Annotated in this window: 16 protein-coding genes and 1 pseudogene; 1 reads left to right on the plus strand and 16 read right to left on the minus strand. The window is 60.6% G+C overall.

The features are described from left to right. The 16 genes and pseudogenes from C451_RS01885 to C451_RS01955 all read right to left on the minus strand — a co-directional run. Positions 1-219: pseudogene (locus C451_RS01885) on the minus strand (hypothetical protein); the annotation flags it as partial. Continuing rightward, complete coding sequence (locus tag C451_RS01890) at positions 216-680, minus strand: hypothetical protein (protein WP_007737061.1); 465 nt, start codon at positions 678-680, stop codon at positions 216-218. The gene C451_RS01890 and the pseudogene C451_RS01885, both read right to left, overlap by 4 nt. Then, positions 673-1,035: a hypothetical protein gene (locus C451_RS01895; RefSeq protein WP_007737062.1), complete on the minus strand. Its 363-nt coding sequence runs from the start codon at positions 1,033-1,035 to the stop codon at positions 673-675. Before C451_RS01895 ends, C451_RS01890 begins: the two co-directional genes overlap by 8 nt. Then, a complete protein-coding gene (locus C451_RS21550) occupies positions 1,028-1,318 on the minus strand; it encodes a hypothetical protein (protein ID WP_152420337.1) in 291 nt (96 codons plus the stop codon). Before C451_RS21550 ends, C451_RS01895 begins: the two co-directional genes overlap by 8 nt. Next, positions 1,311-2,621, minus strand: a complete 1,311-nt coding sequence (locus tag C451_RS01900) for a hypothetical protein (protein WP_007737064.1) — start codon at positions 2,619-2,621, stop codon at positions 1,311-1,313. Before C451_RS01900 ends, C451_RS21550 begins: the two co-directional genes overlap by 8 nt. Beyond that, positions 2,621-3,013, minus strand: coding sequence for a hypothetical protein (locus C451_RS01905; protein WP_007737067.1), 393 nt, complete (start codon positions 3,011-3,013; stop codon positions 2,621-2,623). The genes C451_RS01900 and C451_RS01905 overlap by 1 nt, the downstream gene beginning before the upstream one ends. Further along, positions 3,010-3,384: a hypothetical protein gene (locus C451_RS01910; RefSeq protein WP_007737068.1), complete on the minus strand. Its 375-nt coding sequence runs from the start codon at positions 3,382-3,384 to the stop codon at positions 3,010-3,012. Before C451_RS01910 ends, C451_RS01905 begins: the two co-directional genes overlap by 4 nt. Beyond that, positions 3,384-3,572 (minus strand): hypothetical protein, encoded by a 189-nt coding sequence (locus C451_RS01915; RefSeq protein ID WP_007737069.1) that lies wholly within the window; start codon positions 3,570-3,572, stop codon positions 3,384-3,386. The genes C451_RS01910 and C451_RS01915 overlap by 1 nt, the downstream gene beginning before the upstream one ends. Continuing rightward, complete coding sequence (locus C451_RS01920) at positions 3,569-3,901, minus strand: hypothetical protein (protein WP_007737070.1); 333 nt, start codon at positions 3,899-3,901, stop codon at positions 3,569-3,571. The genes C451_RS01915 and C451_RS01920 overlap by 4 nt, the downstream gene beginning before the upstream one ends. Further along, on the minus strand, positions 3,901-7,203 hold the full coding sequence (locus tag C451_RS01925) for a helix-hairpin-helix domain-containing protein (protein WP_007737071.1): 3,303 nt from the start codon (positions 7,201-7,203) through the stop codon (positions 3,901-3,903). The genes C451_RS01920 and C451_RS01925 overlap by 1 nt, the downstream gene beginning before the upstream one ends. A 3-nt stretch (positions 7,204-7,206) precedes the next feature. Then, positions 7,207-8,355, minus strand: coding sequence for a hypothetical protein (locus C451_RS01930; RefSeq protein ID WP_007737073.1), 1,149 nt, complete (start codon positions 8,353-8,355; stop codon positions 7,207-7,209). A 234-nt stretch (positions 8,356-8,589) separates the two neighbouring features. Beyond that, positions 8,590-8,883 carry a type II toxin-antitoxin system RelE family toxin gene (locus C451_RS20480; protein WP_080503430.1) on the minus strand — a complete coding sequence of 98 codons (294 nt, stop codon included), beginning with the start codon at positions 8,881-8,883 and terminating at the stop codon, positions 8,590-8,592. A gap of 6 nt (positions 8,884-8,889) precedes the next feature. Then, a complete protein-coding gene (locus C451_RS01940) occupies positions 8,890-9,105 on the minus strand; it encodes a hypothetical protein (protein WP_007737076.1) in 216 nt (71 codons plus the stop codon). A gap of 219 nt (positions 9,106-9,324) precedes the next feature. Next, positions 9,325-9,993: a hypothetical protein gene (locus tag C451_RS21555; RefSeq protein ID WP_152420338.1), complete on the minus strand. Its 669-nt coding sequence runs from the start codon at positions 9,991-9,993 to the stop codon at positions 9,325-9,327. Positions 9,994-10,229: 236 nt separating this feature from the next. Next, positions 10,230-10,817 carry an HNH endonuclease gene (locus C451_RS22405; RefSeq protein ID WP_161605814.1) on the minus strand — a complete coding sequence of 196 codons (588 nt, stop codon included), beginning with the start codon at positions 10,815-10,817 and terminating at the stop codon, positions 10,230-10,232. A 54-nt stretch (positions 10,818-10,871) separates the two neighbouring features. Next, on the minus strand, positions 10,872-12,701 hold the full coding sequence (locus C451_RS01955; protein ID WP_007737088.1) for a hypothetical protein: 1,830 nt from the start codon (positions 12,699-12,701) through the stop codon (positions 10,872-10,874). 13 nt (positions 12,702-12,714) lie between these two features. Between C451_RS01955 and C451_RS22410 the strand changes: the two genes are divergently transcribed. After that, positions 12,715-12,858, plus strand: a complete 144-nt coding sequence (locus C451_RS22410) for a hypothetical protein (RefSeq protein WP_161605815.1) — start codon at positions 12,715-12,717, stop codon at positions 12,856-12,858. Positions 12,859-13,083 lie beyond the last annotated feature (225 nt).

Raw genomic sequence — 13,083 nt, forward strand, 5'->3', positions numbered from 1 at the left:
GCTCAGAGATGTGTATAAGAGACAGGCTACCGACAGTGCGACCGCAACGGTGAGAGCAAGGCCGACGACGGCCAGCACGAGCCCAGCCAGCAACCCCGGTGCAATGGTGTAGAGGCTCGGTCGGCCCGACCAGAGTACCGTCTCGTCGTCGGTGAGGTGGAGCCAATCGTAGTCCTGTTTTTGCTCGGTTCGGTCGATGGAAGTGGTGTCGTAGCTCATTGTGTCTCGTCGGTGTCGGTGTTGGTATCTGTGAACTGCGTCGCGTCAGGTTCGATGGGTTCGGTTGGCTGTTCGGCTCGCTGGTGTGCGCCAAGGGTGGCAGTTGCAGCAGCGCCTTCTCTGGCCGCGTGTCTGGCCACAGAGACGACTTCGTGGTGGGAGAGTCCGTAGGCTCTCGCCGCGACATAGACCGTCACGACTGGCAGGCTGAGGCTGGAAACGAGCGTCACGGCGAGATGGAACAGCACCCCACTCGGCCGTACTGTCGTCAGGGTGGTCGGAATGAGCATGAAGACAGCTGTGAGCGCGCCAACGCCGACCGCGTAGCATCGCCGTCCCCACTCGCGGAGCGCCCGGCGCGTCTCGGGATTGAGAATCTGATCGCTGCTACTGTCGCTGTCGGTCGCACGCTCGCTCTCGTGTGGTGGTCGATCTCCATCCGGTGCAGACTGGTCAGGCATGAGTTTCGTCCTCCATACTGTCGGGCGCGTCGGGAGCGCTTTGCTCCTGCTCGTTGGCACTCTGGTTCCGCCGACGGCGGTCGATAACAGCGACCGTTCCAACCGCGAGAACGATTGTGAGAACGGTCGCAACCCCGGCGGACAGCACGACTCCGCTCACCGCTGCCATGACTCCAGTCGCGCGGGCTGGATCGGTCGGGACACTGAGGGCTGCTGGCCCGTAGAGCAGCAGCAGCGCGCACACCCCGAACCAGCACCCAACGCAGAGATACGCTTTCGCCGCGCGGATGAGGTACTGCCGGATAAGCGGCTGGCCGTCGGGCGACAGGTACGGGCGGCCATTGCTACTACCCATATTCTGCTCTCCTGCGGCGGTATCGCCACGCGGTCACTGCTCCGGCGAGTTTCGAGAGAACGACCAAACTGATGAACAGGCCGGCGAATCCGCCAGAGAGCGCTGCCAGCGTCGTGCCGAGGCGATGGACCATTACCGGTTCGGAGCCGTACAGCGCGCCGTACACGGCGATGAATCCATAGCTGAGAACCGCCCATTTGACCCCGCGACTGAACAGATGGCGGCACGCTCGACGGAAGCGCGCCAATCGCTCACGCTGCTGGCGGTATCTCGGGTTACTCATGCTCGACGCCTCCTGTCTGGCCGTCAGCGGCGGTGCTCTCGGCGTCGGGCGCATGGTCGTCGGTTGGGGCTGGCTCCATGCCTTCGGCGGACTGTGGCGCGTACTCGGCCTGTTGCTGGCCGCTCTCCGTCGCGGCGGGTTCGTCGCTCGCGGACTGATTGGATGATGACGCGGGCTGTTGGGTGGATGGTTCGGGGGTAGTGTCGCCGAATTGGTGTTTCGCGCCGGGGCTTCCCGCGCCGCCTTCCATGCGCTGCCAGTCGAGCAGCGGCGCGTTGATCTCCCGATTGGGCAAATGGACGAGTCCGGCGAGTTCGTCGTCGGTCAACACGCTCTCACGGCCGAACAGCGTCCGCCTGATGCGGCCCTGCATCGGGAGTTCGCGCCCGGCAGCCGCTGTGATACCGTCGATGAGCGCCCGGCCTGACAGTGGCTCGGCGACGAACTCCTGTTCGCTCGCGGGGTACGCGAACTCCTCGAAGGCACTTTCGAGATCGTCCATTCGCGTGCGGACGTTCGCTTTGCTCGGCCCGGTCGCTACGATGCGGACCACAGTCTGAAACGCGGGGCGGCCGCGCTGGCGCTGCATATCCTTCGCGGTGAGACGGTCGGTACGGGATTCGACAATTCGGGGGTTGACCTCGCCTTTGACCGTGCCTTCTTTGCGGTTTTCGGCGATGCCATCAACGTCGTGGCCGCGGAGTGACGCAAGCGTACCTCGCTGATACCACGTCTGCTTGCCGACTGGCATGAACGTACACTGAACGAGCGCGCGGGTGTCGTCGGGACCGACCAGCGCGCTCGCTATCGCCGTGTACGGGTCGGTCGCGAGCGCATCAACCGAGGCGTTCTGGTGGGAGAGTGGGAACGCACAGTCTTGGCGGAGATGCAACCGCGCGCTCGCCACGTACTCGTCGGAGGACAGCTCTAGAAACGCTCGGTCGGGGGTATGCACTGACGAGTTCTGATAGCGTGAATCCAGGAGTTGGTCGAACCGGTCGGGAGTCGTCGTGCAGAATCGCTGGCTGAGTTGGCCGTCGGTAAACCACCACTCCATCGACGCGATGGATTGATCGCCCGTTTCGCTGTTCGGCGAGCGATAGAGGTCGCGGACGAACTCAACAGCGGCGTCGAACCCATCACTATCGCCATACGGGCGGACGTGAACCAGCGCGTGCTCGTCGCCATTGAGTGCGCTGGGATCGGTCGTCGGGGTGATCGTCTCGGTCGCCGTGTCAACGTGCGAACGCAGATCGTCGCTGACAGCCGTGACCGGATAGCCGCTGCTACCGAACAGGGCCATTATGCCTCACCTCCCGTGTCTGCCGCTGCTGACGGGTCGATGAGTCGGCCGACGACATACCAGAGTGCCGCGCTGAGAGTCGCCACTCCCAACACTCCCGCGGCGATGGGAAACATCCAGATCGCAGCCCCTAGCATCAACTCAACAACCGAAATAGACGCCGATGCACTCGTTCCGGTGAAAATCGCGGGGACGACCTCTGCGGAGAGCGTTTGGAATAGCTCAATCGGATTCAGCACTCGCACACCAAGCATCGGCGCGAACCATTTCCACGACACGACCCACAGCACCGTCATCGCGGCCGTCTGTGAAAGCAGTTGAAGCGTTGTGCGAGCGCGTTCATTCCTCACAGTGAACCGGCTGAGATCGGGAGAGGGCGGGGTCTGACTCATGATTGGCCTCCTGTCTCCGCTTGCGGAGCGGAGAATCGTTCGCCGTCGGGTTCAAGCCGACGCAGTAACGGCTCTACATCGGCCCTCGTCGTCCCCTGCGGCATGGGCACGTTGTCGCGCTCGACTACGCGGTACAGGTCCTCAACGGTGAATGGCTCGCCACGGCGTGCGACCGTCCGCACCAACCAGACGGCGAGGGCGTGCGTGCGAGAACTGGGAACGATCATCTCGTACTCGACACCCGTCTCGCTTGCGGGGGTAGTCTCGGTCAATAGGTCCGTAGCGATGGCCTCGGTTTCCTTGCTGAACCACGGGTCACCCGGCTCGGAGCGTACCTGAATCGGTCTCTGAGACGAGCGTGAGTGTGCCATCACGTACTCACCTCCTCTCTATCGTCGGCTTTCGGGTCGATGAACGGGCCAATCTCCCCGTATTCATCTTCATCGGCGTCCGCGTCCGCGAACTTCTCGCGGAAGAACTCTCTCGCTGTCGTGATTCGCTGGGGCGTGCTCTGTTCGGTATCCACTCGCTGGCCGTCCGTGTCGCTGGTGTCGGTCATGATTCTCTCCTATCGTTGGTGTGCTTGCCGCTCTCACTGTCCTCACGCGAATCCGCCAGAAGCTCCGCTTTCGTGCTAACCGATTTGCCCGCGCCGACGGTCCCGATTGTGAACGAGTGATGGTCCCCGCCCTCTCTGTGTCGGCCGAACCGCTCAACAGCCAGCGGCTCGTCGATAACTGCCTCTAACTCCGCGCGGGTCTGATCGGGAATCACGTCGATAACCAGCGGGGTGAGCGCCGGATGGCGGTCGTCGTGATCGTGGTTGTCATGGCGGTACTCGTGCTCGCGGTCTCGGTCGTCGGTCGGACTGGTTTGTGCGTAGCTCATTACGTGTAGCCTCCATTGCTCGCAATATCCATCTCCTCGGCCGCTTCGGGGTCGATCAGCGGGACTTCCTCGGAGAGCGCTTCGACGCGCAGCGGGTATTTGCCCTCCTCTTTGACCATCAGCAACGCTTCTGAGTAGCCTGCACCCGTCTCGCCCATCGTCGCGTTGTTGACGTATCTGGCCTCTCGGTCGGTCAGTTTGAGATGGTTGGCCTGTTCGTCGCTTAGGCCTCCATCGAGGTTGTGCAGCAGTTTCGTCGCGCTGTTATCGAGGATGAACTTCGCGTCCTCACGGTCGTAGAACTCGTCCAGCGTTTGCGTGATGAACTGGATCGAGAGGTCGTGATGGCGCGAAAATCGCGTACCCTGCTGAAGCCATGTCAGACTCTCGGAGTTTTTGATGAGCCGCCACGCTTCGTCAATCGGCAGGACAATGCGCTTCTCGCTGGTTTTCGCGCGCTCGTAGATCGCGTTGAATAGCACTTTCGTCATGAGCGACATTTCAGTTTCCGTGTCCGCTGCTTGGAAATCGAGCAGCGTCACATTCGCGTCGGAAATGTCAATGTCGGTGGGCTGGCCCAGATGGCCGAGTGCGCCGCCCGGACGGAACGGTGCGAGCGCGATTTTCAGCCCTGACGCATGGTTCTCCCAGTCCTCGACCGTCTGATCGGCAATTTCGATTTCTTCGTTATCGTCCATCCATGCGGGCGTGCCGGCCGGGTTGGTCCCGCCATCCGGGGCTGCTGTCGCGCCGCCTGTCGCCGGGGCTTCGGCGTAGGCACCGGGCGTGACCGCCTGCTCAAGCCACTCGTCGGCTTCGCTGAGGCGCACATCGGCTGCTCGTGCCACGGTCGGCGGATCGCTCGCCGACAGGTCCCCAAGCGTGTCGATCCCGGCGTCGGCCAACTGATCGGCATAGGATTCGGTGATCTCCGGCAGCGCCGTAACCGGCGCAATCTCCGGCGAACTCCCAGCTGTCACGCGGCGGTTCGCAACGTCAATCCCCGGTAGCTCGTCCACGACGTCGGGTGTGACTTGGAGCGGTCGGTTCGACAGGCGGATGAACGGCTCTGGGTTGCGGTTGATCGCGCCGAGCACCGACCGCACATCCGGGATAACCGGACTCTGGTTCGTGTGGGTCGCCGGGTCGGTCGTGAACCCGCACATCGCGTAGGTCACATCGAGCGCGAAGCCCAGCACCGACCGCCGCTCGGCCGACAGGCCGCCCTCGCCGGCTGTCGAGTTCATCTGGAAATACGAATCGAAGATGTCCATCGCCGACGAGCGGCCCTGTCGGAAGGGATTATACTCGTTCGTATCCATCTCGTCGCGGACGTGCTCGGGGGTAGCCTCGATTTCCAGCGGGTTGATCGGGCTGGTTCCACCGACGGCGATGCGGTTGCCGCCGAGGGTATCAACCAGATCGCTGAACTCGCCGCGTGGGTCGATGATGATGACAATGGTTTCAGGATCGCGGGCGAGCATCCGCAACAGCATGAGTTTCGTGTTGAACGACTTTCCCGCGCCGAGTTCCCCGGCGACGATCATGTTGTAGTTCGACCGCTCGTAGCGGTCCATCACAATCGGGCTGTCCGTAAGCGCGTGATAGCCCATGAGCACGCCCGACGGTTCGATGAGTGAGGTACTGGAGAACGGATACATCGAGCCGACCGCGCCGCCCATCATCGTCGTAGTGCGATCTAGGCGGTCGGCTCCGACGGGACTACCCGCCATGAGGCCGTCCTGTTGGGCGTAATCGGCGGGTTTGACCGTGAGTTGCTTGGTTTTGAGCTTCGTTTCGATGGTATCAGCCGCGTCCTCTACATCACTCTCGCTGTTCCCGCGTAGGATGATGTAGAAGCCAACATCGAAGGCCTCGTCTTGACCTGTCGAAAGGGTGTCATACATGTCCTCGTGACCTTCAAGCCGACGGGTGGTATCGCGGATCGTCACATCGCTCTCGTCGTCTTTCTGGGCGACTCGGACCTGCAAATCCTCGATTGCATCGCGGATATGACCGATTGCATCGAGGCGGTCGTGCGTCCCGACGTGAATCGACATATCCACGTCAACGTGGTCGGATTCCGCGAATAGCTGCTCAAACATCTTCGTCTCGGCGTATTCGGGATAGCCTTCGACGTAGATGGTCTTCGTATGCACACCGCTGGTCTGCGAACTCGACGGGGAGAGACGGAGGCTTGCCGGAGCGATGAGGTCCGCCGCGTAGGTCTCCTCCATGTCGCTGTTCTCGGTAGTGACACCCGCGGTCGCGGCGCTCTGATCGGCAGTGAGGCCGACGCTTTCGTTCTCGGAGGCGTTCTGAATCAACTCGCGGGCTTTCGATGGTGAGACATCCGCCGCGTCCGCTATTTCGGCAATCGCTTCGTCGCCCAACTGATCGCCGTCGGCTGCGGTGGGCTGAGTGCCGTTCTCAGCGGCGGTGGCTCCATCATCCTGTATGACCGAAGCAGGGTTAGCAACCGCGCGAGCGGCTGTCTTGACCGCGCCTGCGCTCTTGGTGGCGATGCCAGCCTCAACGCCATCCGCATCGTCAGCCGTAGTGTCGGTCGCCGCACCATGCCCACCATGAGGCTCAGTCTGCGGTGCATGCCCGTGCTCGTCGTCGGTGTCTTCGGCAACCCCGCTGTTCTCGGCCTCGGTGTCTTCGACGCTTCTACTGTCCCCAGCGTCGCTGTTCTCGATCTCCTCGGTGTCTCCAGCCGGTGTCTCGATTAGCTGTGCGGCTGCCTCTTGGAGATAGGCGGCGTTCGCCTCGTCAACACCTTCGACGGCTGCGAGCGCGGTCTGATCGGCGTGAGCTAGATCTCCAATCGTCTCGAAACCGGCTTCCCGAAGGGCTGCGGCTTTTTGCGGTCGAACCGTGGCAATCTGAGTCAGGTCCGATTCGTCTGCGTCTGCTCGCGGACTACCGAGTGTCGCGCTGACAGCTTCTTTGACGCGGCCAATCGGCCCGCGTTGGTCGGCCTCGGCTCCGTTCTCGCTGAAACTCGCCGACGCCGTGGTAGCTGTCCTGGTATCGGTGTCGGCTGCCGTGCTCTCGCTGTCCGCGTCCGGTTCACCGGAGGGAGAGTCGGCTGACTCCTCTGATTGTACCGTCTCCATCTCCTCGACGGCGCTCATGAGCGTGTCCGCGCGACTCTCGCCGATGCCTTTCGCGTCGGTCAACGCGGCTGGGTCGGCCGCGCGCACGTCGGCCACGGTCTCGAAGCCGACTTCAGCAAGCGCTTCGGCGCGCGTCTCGCCGATACCGGAGATCGCGGTTACGTCGCGGTCGTCAGTCATGAACTATGCACCTCGGTCGGTGCCACCATCGGTGGCTAGCTGTTGTGAGTCGGTCATGGAATCGAGTGAGTCGATAGTTGCGTCGTCCGTCTCGCCGGTCGTAGGGTCCTGCTCGTGGTCCGGGCGAATGATCGGGAGTTCGTGATTGCGGATGCTCCCCGCCCCTTCCTCGTCGTAGTTGCTCGGCTCGCCGGTCCAATACTCCTCAAGCAGATCGGTCAGGCGTGCGGCGCTGACCTCCTCTGGCCGACAGTCCGGCAGGCCGGTAATCCCGCGCCGGATGCTTCGCAACCGGCGGTTGAGTTCGCGCTGCTGGCGCACAAGAACCTCACCGTCGCTGAGGTCGCTGCGGCCCGATCCGATGAATTCGAAGATCGTGCCAACGTAGGGCGCGTCACGCAGGGTATCCAGCCATCCCTGATTGGCGAGCTTCACGTCCATCTCGCGGACAGAGATGATGATGTAGTATTCGCGGACGCTGGTGCGCCGCCGCTCGAACTCTTTGGGCAGCTTATCGCGGTAGGCGCGGATCACACCGCGCAAGCGGTCATTATCGCGCACGTCGGGATCGTCCAGTCGATCACGGTACGGGCCGACGATCTGACTGGCATCGACCGGCCGCGCGGTACTGTAAATCTGTACGTCGAACGAGATGCTGCGGAGGAATCCCGCGAGCGCGTCGGCCGCCGTCTCCCAGTCGCTCTCGTCACCGAGCGCCATGTTCGCGGGATGAACGCGCATTGCACCGACGAGGCCGCCGTCAGTACGCTTGACGGAGTTCCAGCGTCGGAGGACGGTATCGACGTTGGTGAGCGTGCGAGTGTCCGAATCATCGTCGCTGTCGTGTGGAAGCATGAGTGTTTTCCCTCGGAATTTCTTGTAGCGGAAGGCCACTACGTCGGTGAGCCAGTCGTATGCGACACGGTGAGGCGGCGCTTTCCAGATGAGACCGGCCGTGCCGATCAGCACCAACGCACCGAGCGCGAAGCCGAGAATTCCCCACCCGGGCGGCATCACCCCGACAACCAGTATCACGAGCAGGAACGCCGGCCCGAACAATTTCAGGTCAGCGGCCGTGTAATCCGTACTGAGAAGCGTTTCGTCCTCTCCGAGTTGGTCGAGGATGCGCCGTGTCGTATCGCGCTCACCCATACCCAAAACCGGGGGTGCAAGCCGGTTAAATATGTACGATGTATTGCATATTGAATACTGTAATCAATTTCTCTCGGGTTATTGATGGATAGTGCCGGCTGCAATGGCTAGCGAATAGCTGACGCTGGGATAATCGCTCCACAAACAATCGGTTCAAACCCGTGGATTCTCTGCCGTTAGTCGATTGTGTCGGTAACAGTCTCGGACTGCTCGACGCTTTCGGAGTCGGGCGCGTTACCGACCTACTCCGTATCGTTTGTGCGCGGTGTCGATGTCCGTGATCTCGTGTATCAACACTTCACGGCTACTCTCTTCGATGTCGTAGAAAGCGGTGTGTGTTCGGCCGATATGCAACCGATAGCGTTCTTCGCCATCGACAAGCAGACGTTCTTTATCGCCTTTGCCGCCTCCCGGATACGGACCGTCTTCGAGCTTCAAGAGGTTCTGGCGACAGATGCGATATGTTTTCTCATCGGCTGAATCGAGAAATTCACGGGGCTGATCGCCCAACAAAACCTGGTATGTCACGCCGCACTACTCCTCGTTTTCGTCATCGGGAAACGCTTCACGGAGCGGAATGAATTCGTCGTTTTCCTTGGATTCGCGGTACATCCGAGCGAGGTTTTGTTCCTTTCGTGCCTGAGCGAGTTCGCCGAGCAATTCGTCCCACGTCTGCCCGGCGTTTTTGAGTTCGCCGAGTTCTTGAAATCGGTCCTCCGTGACTGGAATCCGCTTTTCGGCTTTCGACATGACTACCAATCCTTACAATCCGGACAATATTAACAGTCAGGTTTGACTGACGCTCGTCGGCAGAAAATGAGCATCCACAACTGTTCCCTCCTAGTGCCGAAACAGCCGAAACAGGAGATATACCCACCGCTACTCGACCACTCCTTTCACCTCCCTCCCTACGGAAGGATTCGGTTCGTATTAGGGTGTCTGAATGTTACGCGACTCTCTGACGGGAATTCACCCGCTTGCCGCTGACGACGCTCGTCCGTCGACGAGCATCTTCCCGTGGCGGCGGTGGTCGGTGAACTGGATGGCTCCTTTCGTCCACTCTTCGAGTTTCTGGCACGCGCGATACACCTGTTTCCAGCTGATCTCGGGTTCGTCGAGGACGGTATTCAACAGCGTCTTCAGGGTGGCCGTCCCGCGTTTGCCGCCGCTGGTCTTGATAACTCGCCCCTTCTGGGTGTTGCTGGACCAGTCCTGGAAGTGACGGTAGAGTTCCTTGGCACGCTCGACGGACTCGGTAGCGTTTCCAGCATACCAATCATCGCGGTCTTCGCCGCGTACCAACCGTTCGATGGGGAGGAGACCATTGCTACTCCCGTCTTCACCACCACTATCTGTGGGTTTCGAAGCCGAAGACCCGGCTGCACGGGCCTGTTTTTCGGCTGATTTCGCTGTTTGGCGGTTCGATTCGACTATCTTGCCGAGAGGCTGGCCGGCTAGCCAAATATCTTCCAAACCGGGACTGTCTTCGTTACCTCGGATTTCGATGAATCGGGTCAGTTCGTTCCGCACGAGTTGTTTGACCTGATTCGCCGGAACCATTACCTCGCCATCGACTTCGGTGGTTTCGACCTGTGCGTGTTCGCTCGTCTGCGTACTCTCGGCGTCGGTTGTGGACATTCCAGTGCTGTTGCTCTTTCCCGGATAGACGCCGACGGTGGGTGGACCGTCGCCCCGCGAGACAGTGCCGCCGCTCGACACGAGGGCAAACTACTTATCTCGGGGGCAGAAAGGGACATCTGTTCCAAGGATACCCTTTCTGCGCGCGGTCGTGCTCCTAGCTTTGCGTATCGGCTGTTGATCCGCTCCGTGATAAAACCGTGTGTCTCCTCAGCAAAGCCGGTTAGCGGCGGTTATCAAGAGTCTTTGGCGTTGTCGGTCTGCTCGGTGCGTTCGCTATTGGGATCGTTTGAACTGATCCATTCTTTCGCGCGGGCAGCCTGAAGCCGCAAGCGGTCGGCTGCCTTCTGGTCGTCTTCGTCGCTATCGAGCGTGTCGGTGATACAGTCGTTGCAGATCGTCACGAGATTATCGAGATGATAGTCCCCCGCACAGACGGGGTACGCGACGAGGCCGCGTTCGGTCTTCGGGTAGCCTTCTTCCCCGCACAACTGGCAGGCATGATCGTCGCGCTCGAACGCGCGTTCGCGGTTTTCCTCGTAGTCTCCGGGGTCCTCTTCGAGCGCGCGCTGCTGTTCTTGCATCTCTGCAACGCATTCGTCTAACTGCTCATTCGTGTGAGTGATAAAGCAATCGCCACAGAGGGGAATTTGCTCATTTGGATGATGGTCTGGGTGGGGAGGATACGCTAACTGGTCTATATCTTCTAACTCACCCGGATGCCCAAGCGTACCACAGACGGCGCATCGCCCCCCATCACGCTCAAAGATGAAGTGGTGTTCATCTTTCTGCGAGAGCGACAGGCCCGTCGAGCTATCGGCCATGTTTCGTGCAGTAGTGTTGGTTGTCATTATATATATGTTCTTGGCCAATAATGGTTAGCTATTCAACACTTTCTCGGACGTATCCCTGCTCATCTGCTCGTAAGATTGCTCACGATAGGTCATCGAGTCCAAATCGTAGAATGACCCATCTTCTTGCGATTGTAAGAGCAATTTTTCGTCCTCGTACCTTTCTGTCCTGTTATTTAGTCTATTGTAGCCTCCATTAAGGAACATCGAGCGGCTTTGCCCCTTGTTGAAAGCTGATGGCTGGAACTCGCCATTGTCCTTGAGATGCCCCATCCGATACTTGGTCCCCGAGGGGAGATCGCGGGGGTGCTGGACCTGCGTTATGTCTTTGGCCGATACTGGGTCTACACCCGACGTTGTTCCCGATCCATTGGCGGTATTCGTTGTCCATCCACTCGCTGTCGCACCACCACCGCCGGGTGGAAGTTCGGGATCGCCGGCTTCATCCGTCTCGGGTGCTGTTGCATCGGAGGCCCAGCCGTGCGGTGACTGCGTTTCGGCCTCCGTTTCCGCAAGCGATGAGTCCTCTGCTCGTCCGAGATCCTGATTGGTGCCTGCTTCGAGCATCGAGGGCCTGTCGTTGCCGTTCGGCAGCGGGCCGCCGAATTCACCGTCGTTTCCATCCGGGTTGATGTCCGTCGTCTCGCTGACGTTCGGTGGTGGGTTCGTATCGACGCGCTCTTTGGCGTCTTGGACCTTCTCTTGGATGTTACTCGTCGCTAACGAAGCGCCGAGCATCCCGGCGGCCATGCCCTTGATGCGGCCAGTGTGACTGAACACGAACAGCGGCGAGACAGCTGCCATGATCCAGAACCCGAGGATCAGCAGCGTGTTCGCGCCGGAAAAGTGCATGCCAGCTTGGGCGATAGGGTCCTGATTCATGCTATTGACGACCACGTAGCCGACGCGCAGGACCAGCGCCATCGGCAGTGTCAGAAACACGAACGGGATGAACATATCTATGATTCCGCGTGCGGGCTTCGACAGGATCTTGATCGGCCCGACGTTGAATGCTGCGAGCGGTAACAGTATCGGCAGCGACCACATCATCACGAACACGACGGCGTACTTTGAGAGCACCAACAGGAGGATGAACAGGAACAGGACCCCCTCAAAGAACCACAACAGCAGGCCGGCGGCTCCTGCCGCGCCGATGTTCCCGGCAAAGACGGCTAAGTTCGAGGCGATGTCTTCTCCGTTGGGTGCGACCGCGAGCGTGATTCCGTTCGACAGGTGAAGAATCGCTGCTCCGATAGCCCATGAGCCGAGCACACCGAGCAGGACTTTCCAGGACCGACTTTTCATCTCCCGGCGTTTGAGTTCTTCCGACGACCCGGAGATGAACACCTGACTGAACAGGATGCCGAGCACCATCAGTATCCATTCGATGACACCCAGCGGCATCGAGAACGTCAGCCACGAGTTATAGACGCCTTTCATTGGCTGATTCGTCGGTGGCTGGAAAATCGCGGGCGACTCGTTGTGTTTGGGAACGGGCGTACCGACGATCACGTTCACGATGCCGCTGATGATCCCCTGCACGAAATCAACGACGCCACCAATGACCCAGCCGAACAGGGCGTTTTTCGCCTTACACATCGCCGAGTCGATGAACCCGCCACCCGAACATTTCTGCAATTTCACTTGCCCACCGGCCGAGGAATTATTCTGAGCGCTCCCGTTCGCCGATGAGTTGCCTATCGAAAGAACGCCCGACACCTGCTGAGCGGCCCGTCGCGGGTGCTGCTGGACGGTTTTATTCGGGTTCGGGACGCCAGCTTGACCCAGCGCCTTCGCCAGTTGGTCGGCTTTCTGCGGGTTGTCCGTGACGGCTTGCTTGGCCTGACTCTTACTCATCCCTGCGAGGTCTTTGACCCATGACCTGAGACTAGACGACCCGGACCCAGAGCCAGAGGCTGCTGTCGAATTCCCCGACGACAGGCGACTCGTGTTTCCGCCGGCACCTGCACTCGTATTCGTCTTCGTCACGTTCGCCGACTGGGTGGTGTTCTGACTCCCGTTTGCGGTCGGGGTGGAAGTTCCAGAGGCGGATGGAGATCCAGGACTGCTCGTGGTCGTTGCGGTTGTCGTCCCGCTCGTCCTACTCGTCGTGGTCGTCGCGTTCGGTGCGGTCGTCCCATTCGCTGGTTGGGCGCTGGCCGTCATCACAGGAGCGACCGTCAGACCACCGAGAACCACCACGGCGAGAACCACCGCGAGAACCCGCTGGCGAAGCTGC

Origin of the sequence: Halococcus thailandensis JCM 13552, from assembly GCF_000336715.1 — an archaeon.
Classification (GTDB): Archaea; Halobacteriota; Halobacteria; order Halobacteriales; family Halococcaceae; genus Halococcus; species Halococcus thailandensis.

Coding starts and splice junctions, on each gene's coding strand:
- C451_RS01890 (WP_007737061.1), bottom strand. CDS start 680: ATGCCTGACCAGTCTGCACCGGATGGAGATCGACCACCACACGAGAGC.
- C451_RS01895 (WP_007737062.1), bottom strand. CDS start 1,035: ATGGGTAGTAGCAATGGCCGCCCGTACCTGTCGCCCGACGGCCAGCCG.
- C451_RS21550 (WP_152420337.1), bottom strand. CDS start 1,318: ATGAGTAACCCGAGATACCGCCAGCAGCGTGAGCGATTGGCGCGCTTC.
- C451_RS01900 (WP_007737064.1), bottom strand. CDS start 2,621: ATGGCCCTGTTCGGTAGCAGCGGCTATCCGGTCACGGCTGTCAGCGAC.
- C451_RS01905 (WP_007737067.1), bottom strand. CDS start 3,013: ATGAGTCAGACCCCGCCCTCTCCCGATCTCAGCCGGTTCACTGTGAGG.
- C451_RS01910 (WP_007737068.1), bottom strand. CDS start 3,384: ATGGCACACTCACGCTCGTCTCAGAGACCGATTCAGGTACGCTCCGAG.
- C451_RS01915 (WP_007737069.1), bottom strand. CDS start 3,572: ATGACCGACACCAGCGACACGGACGGCCAGCGAGTGGATACCGAACAG.
- C451_RS01920 (WP_007737070.1), bottom strand. CDS start 3,901: ATGAGCTACGCACAAACCAGTCCGACCGACGACCGAGACCGCGAGCAC.
- C451_RS01925 (WP_007737071.1), bottom strand. CDS start 7,203: ATGACTGACGACCGCGACGTAACCGCGATCTCCGGTATCGGCGAGACG.
- C451_RS01930 (WP_007737073.1), bottom strand. CDS start 8,355: ATGGGTGAGCGCGATACGACACGGCGCATCCTCGACCAACTCGGAGAG.
- C451_RS01940 (WP_007737076.1), bottom strand. CDS start 9,105: ATGTCGAAAGCCGAAAAGCGGATTCCAGTCACGGAGGACCGATTTCAA.
- C451_RS21555 (WP_152420338.1), bottom strand. CDS start 9,993: ATGTCCACAACCGACGCCGAGAGTACGCAGACGAGCGAACACGCACAG.
- C451_RS22405 (WP_161605814.1), bottom strand. CDS start 10,817: ATGGCCGATAGCTCGACGGGCCTGTCGCTCTCGCAGAAAGATGAACAC.
- C451_RS01955 (WP_007737088.1), bottom strand. CDS start 12,701: ATGAGTAAGAGTCAGGCCAAGCAAGCCGTCACGGACAACCCGCAGAAA.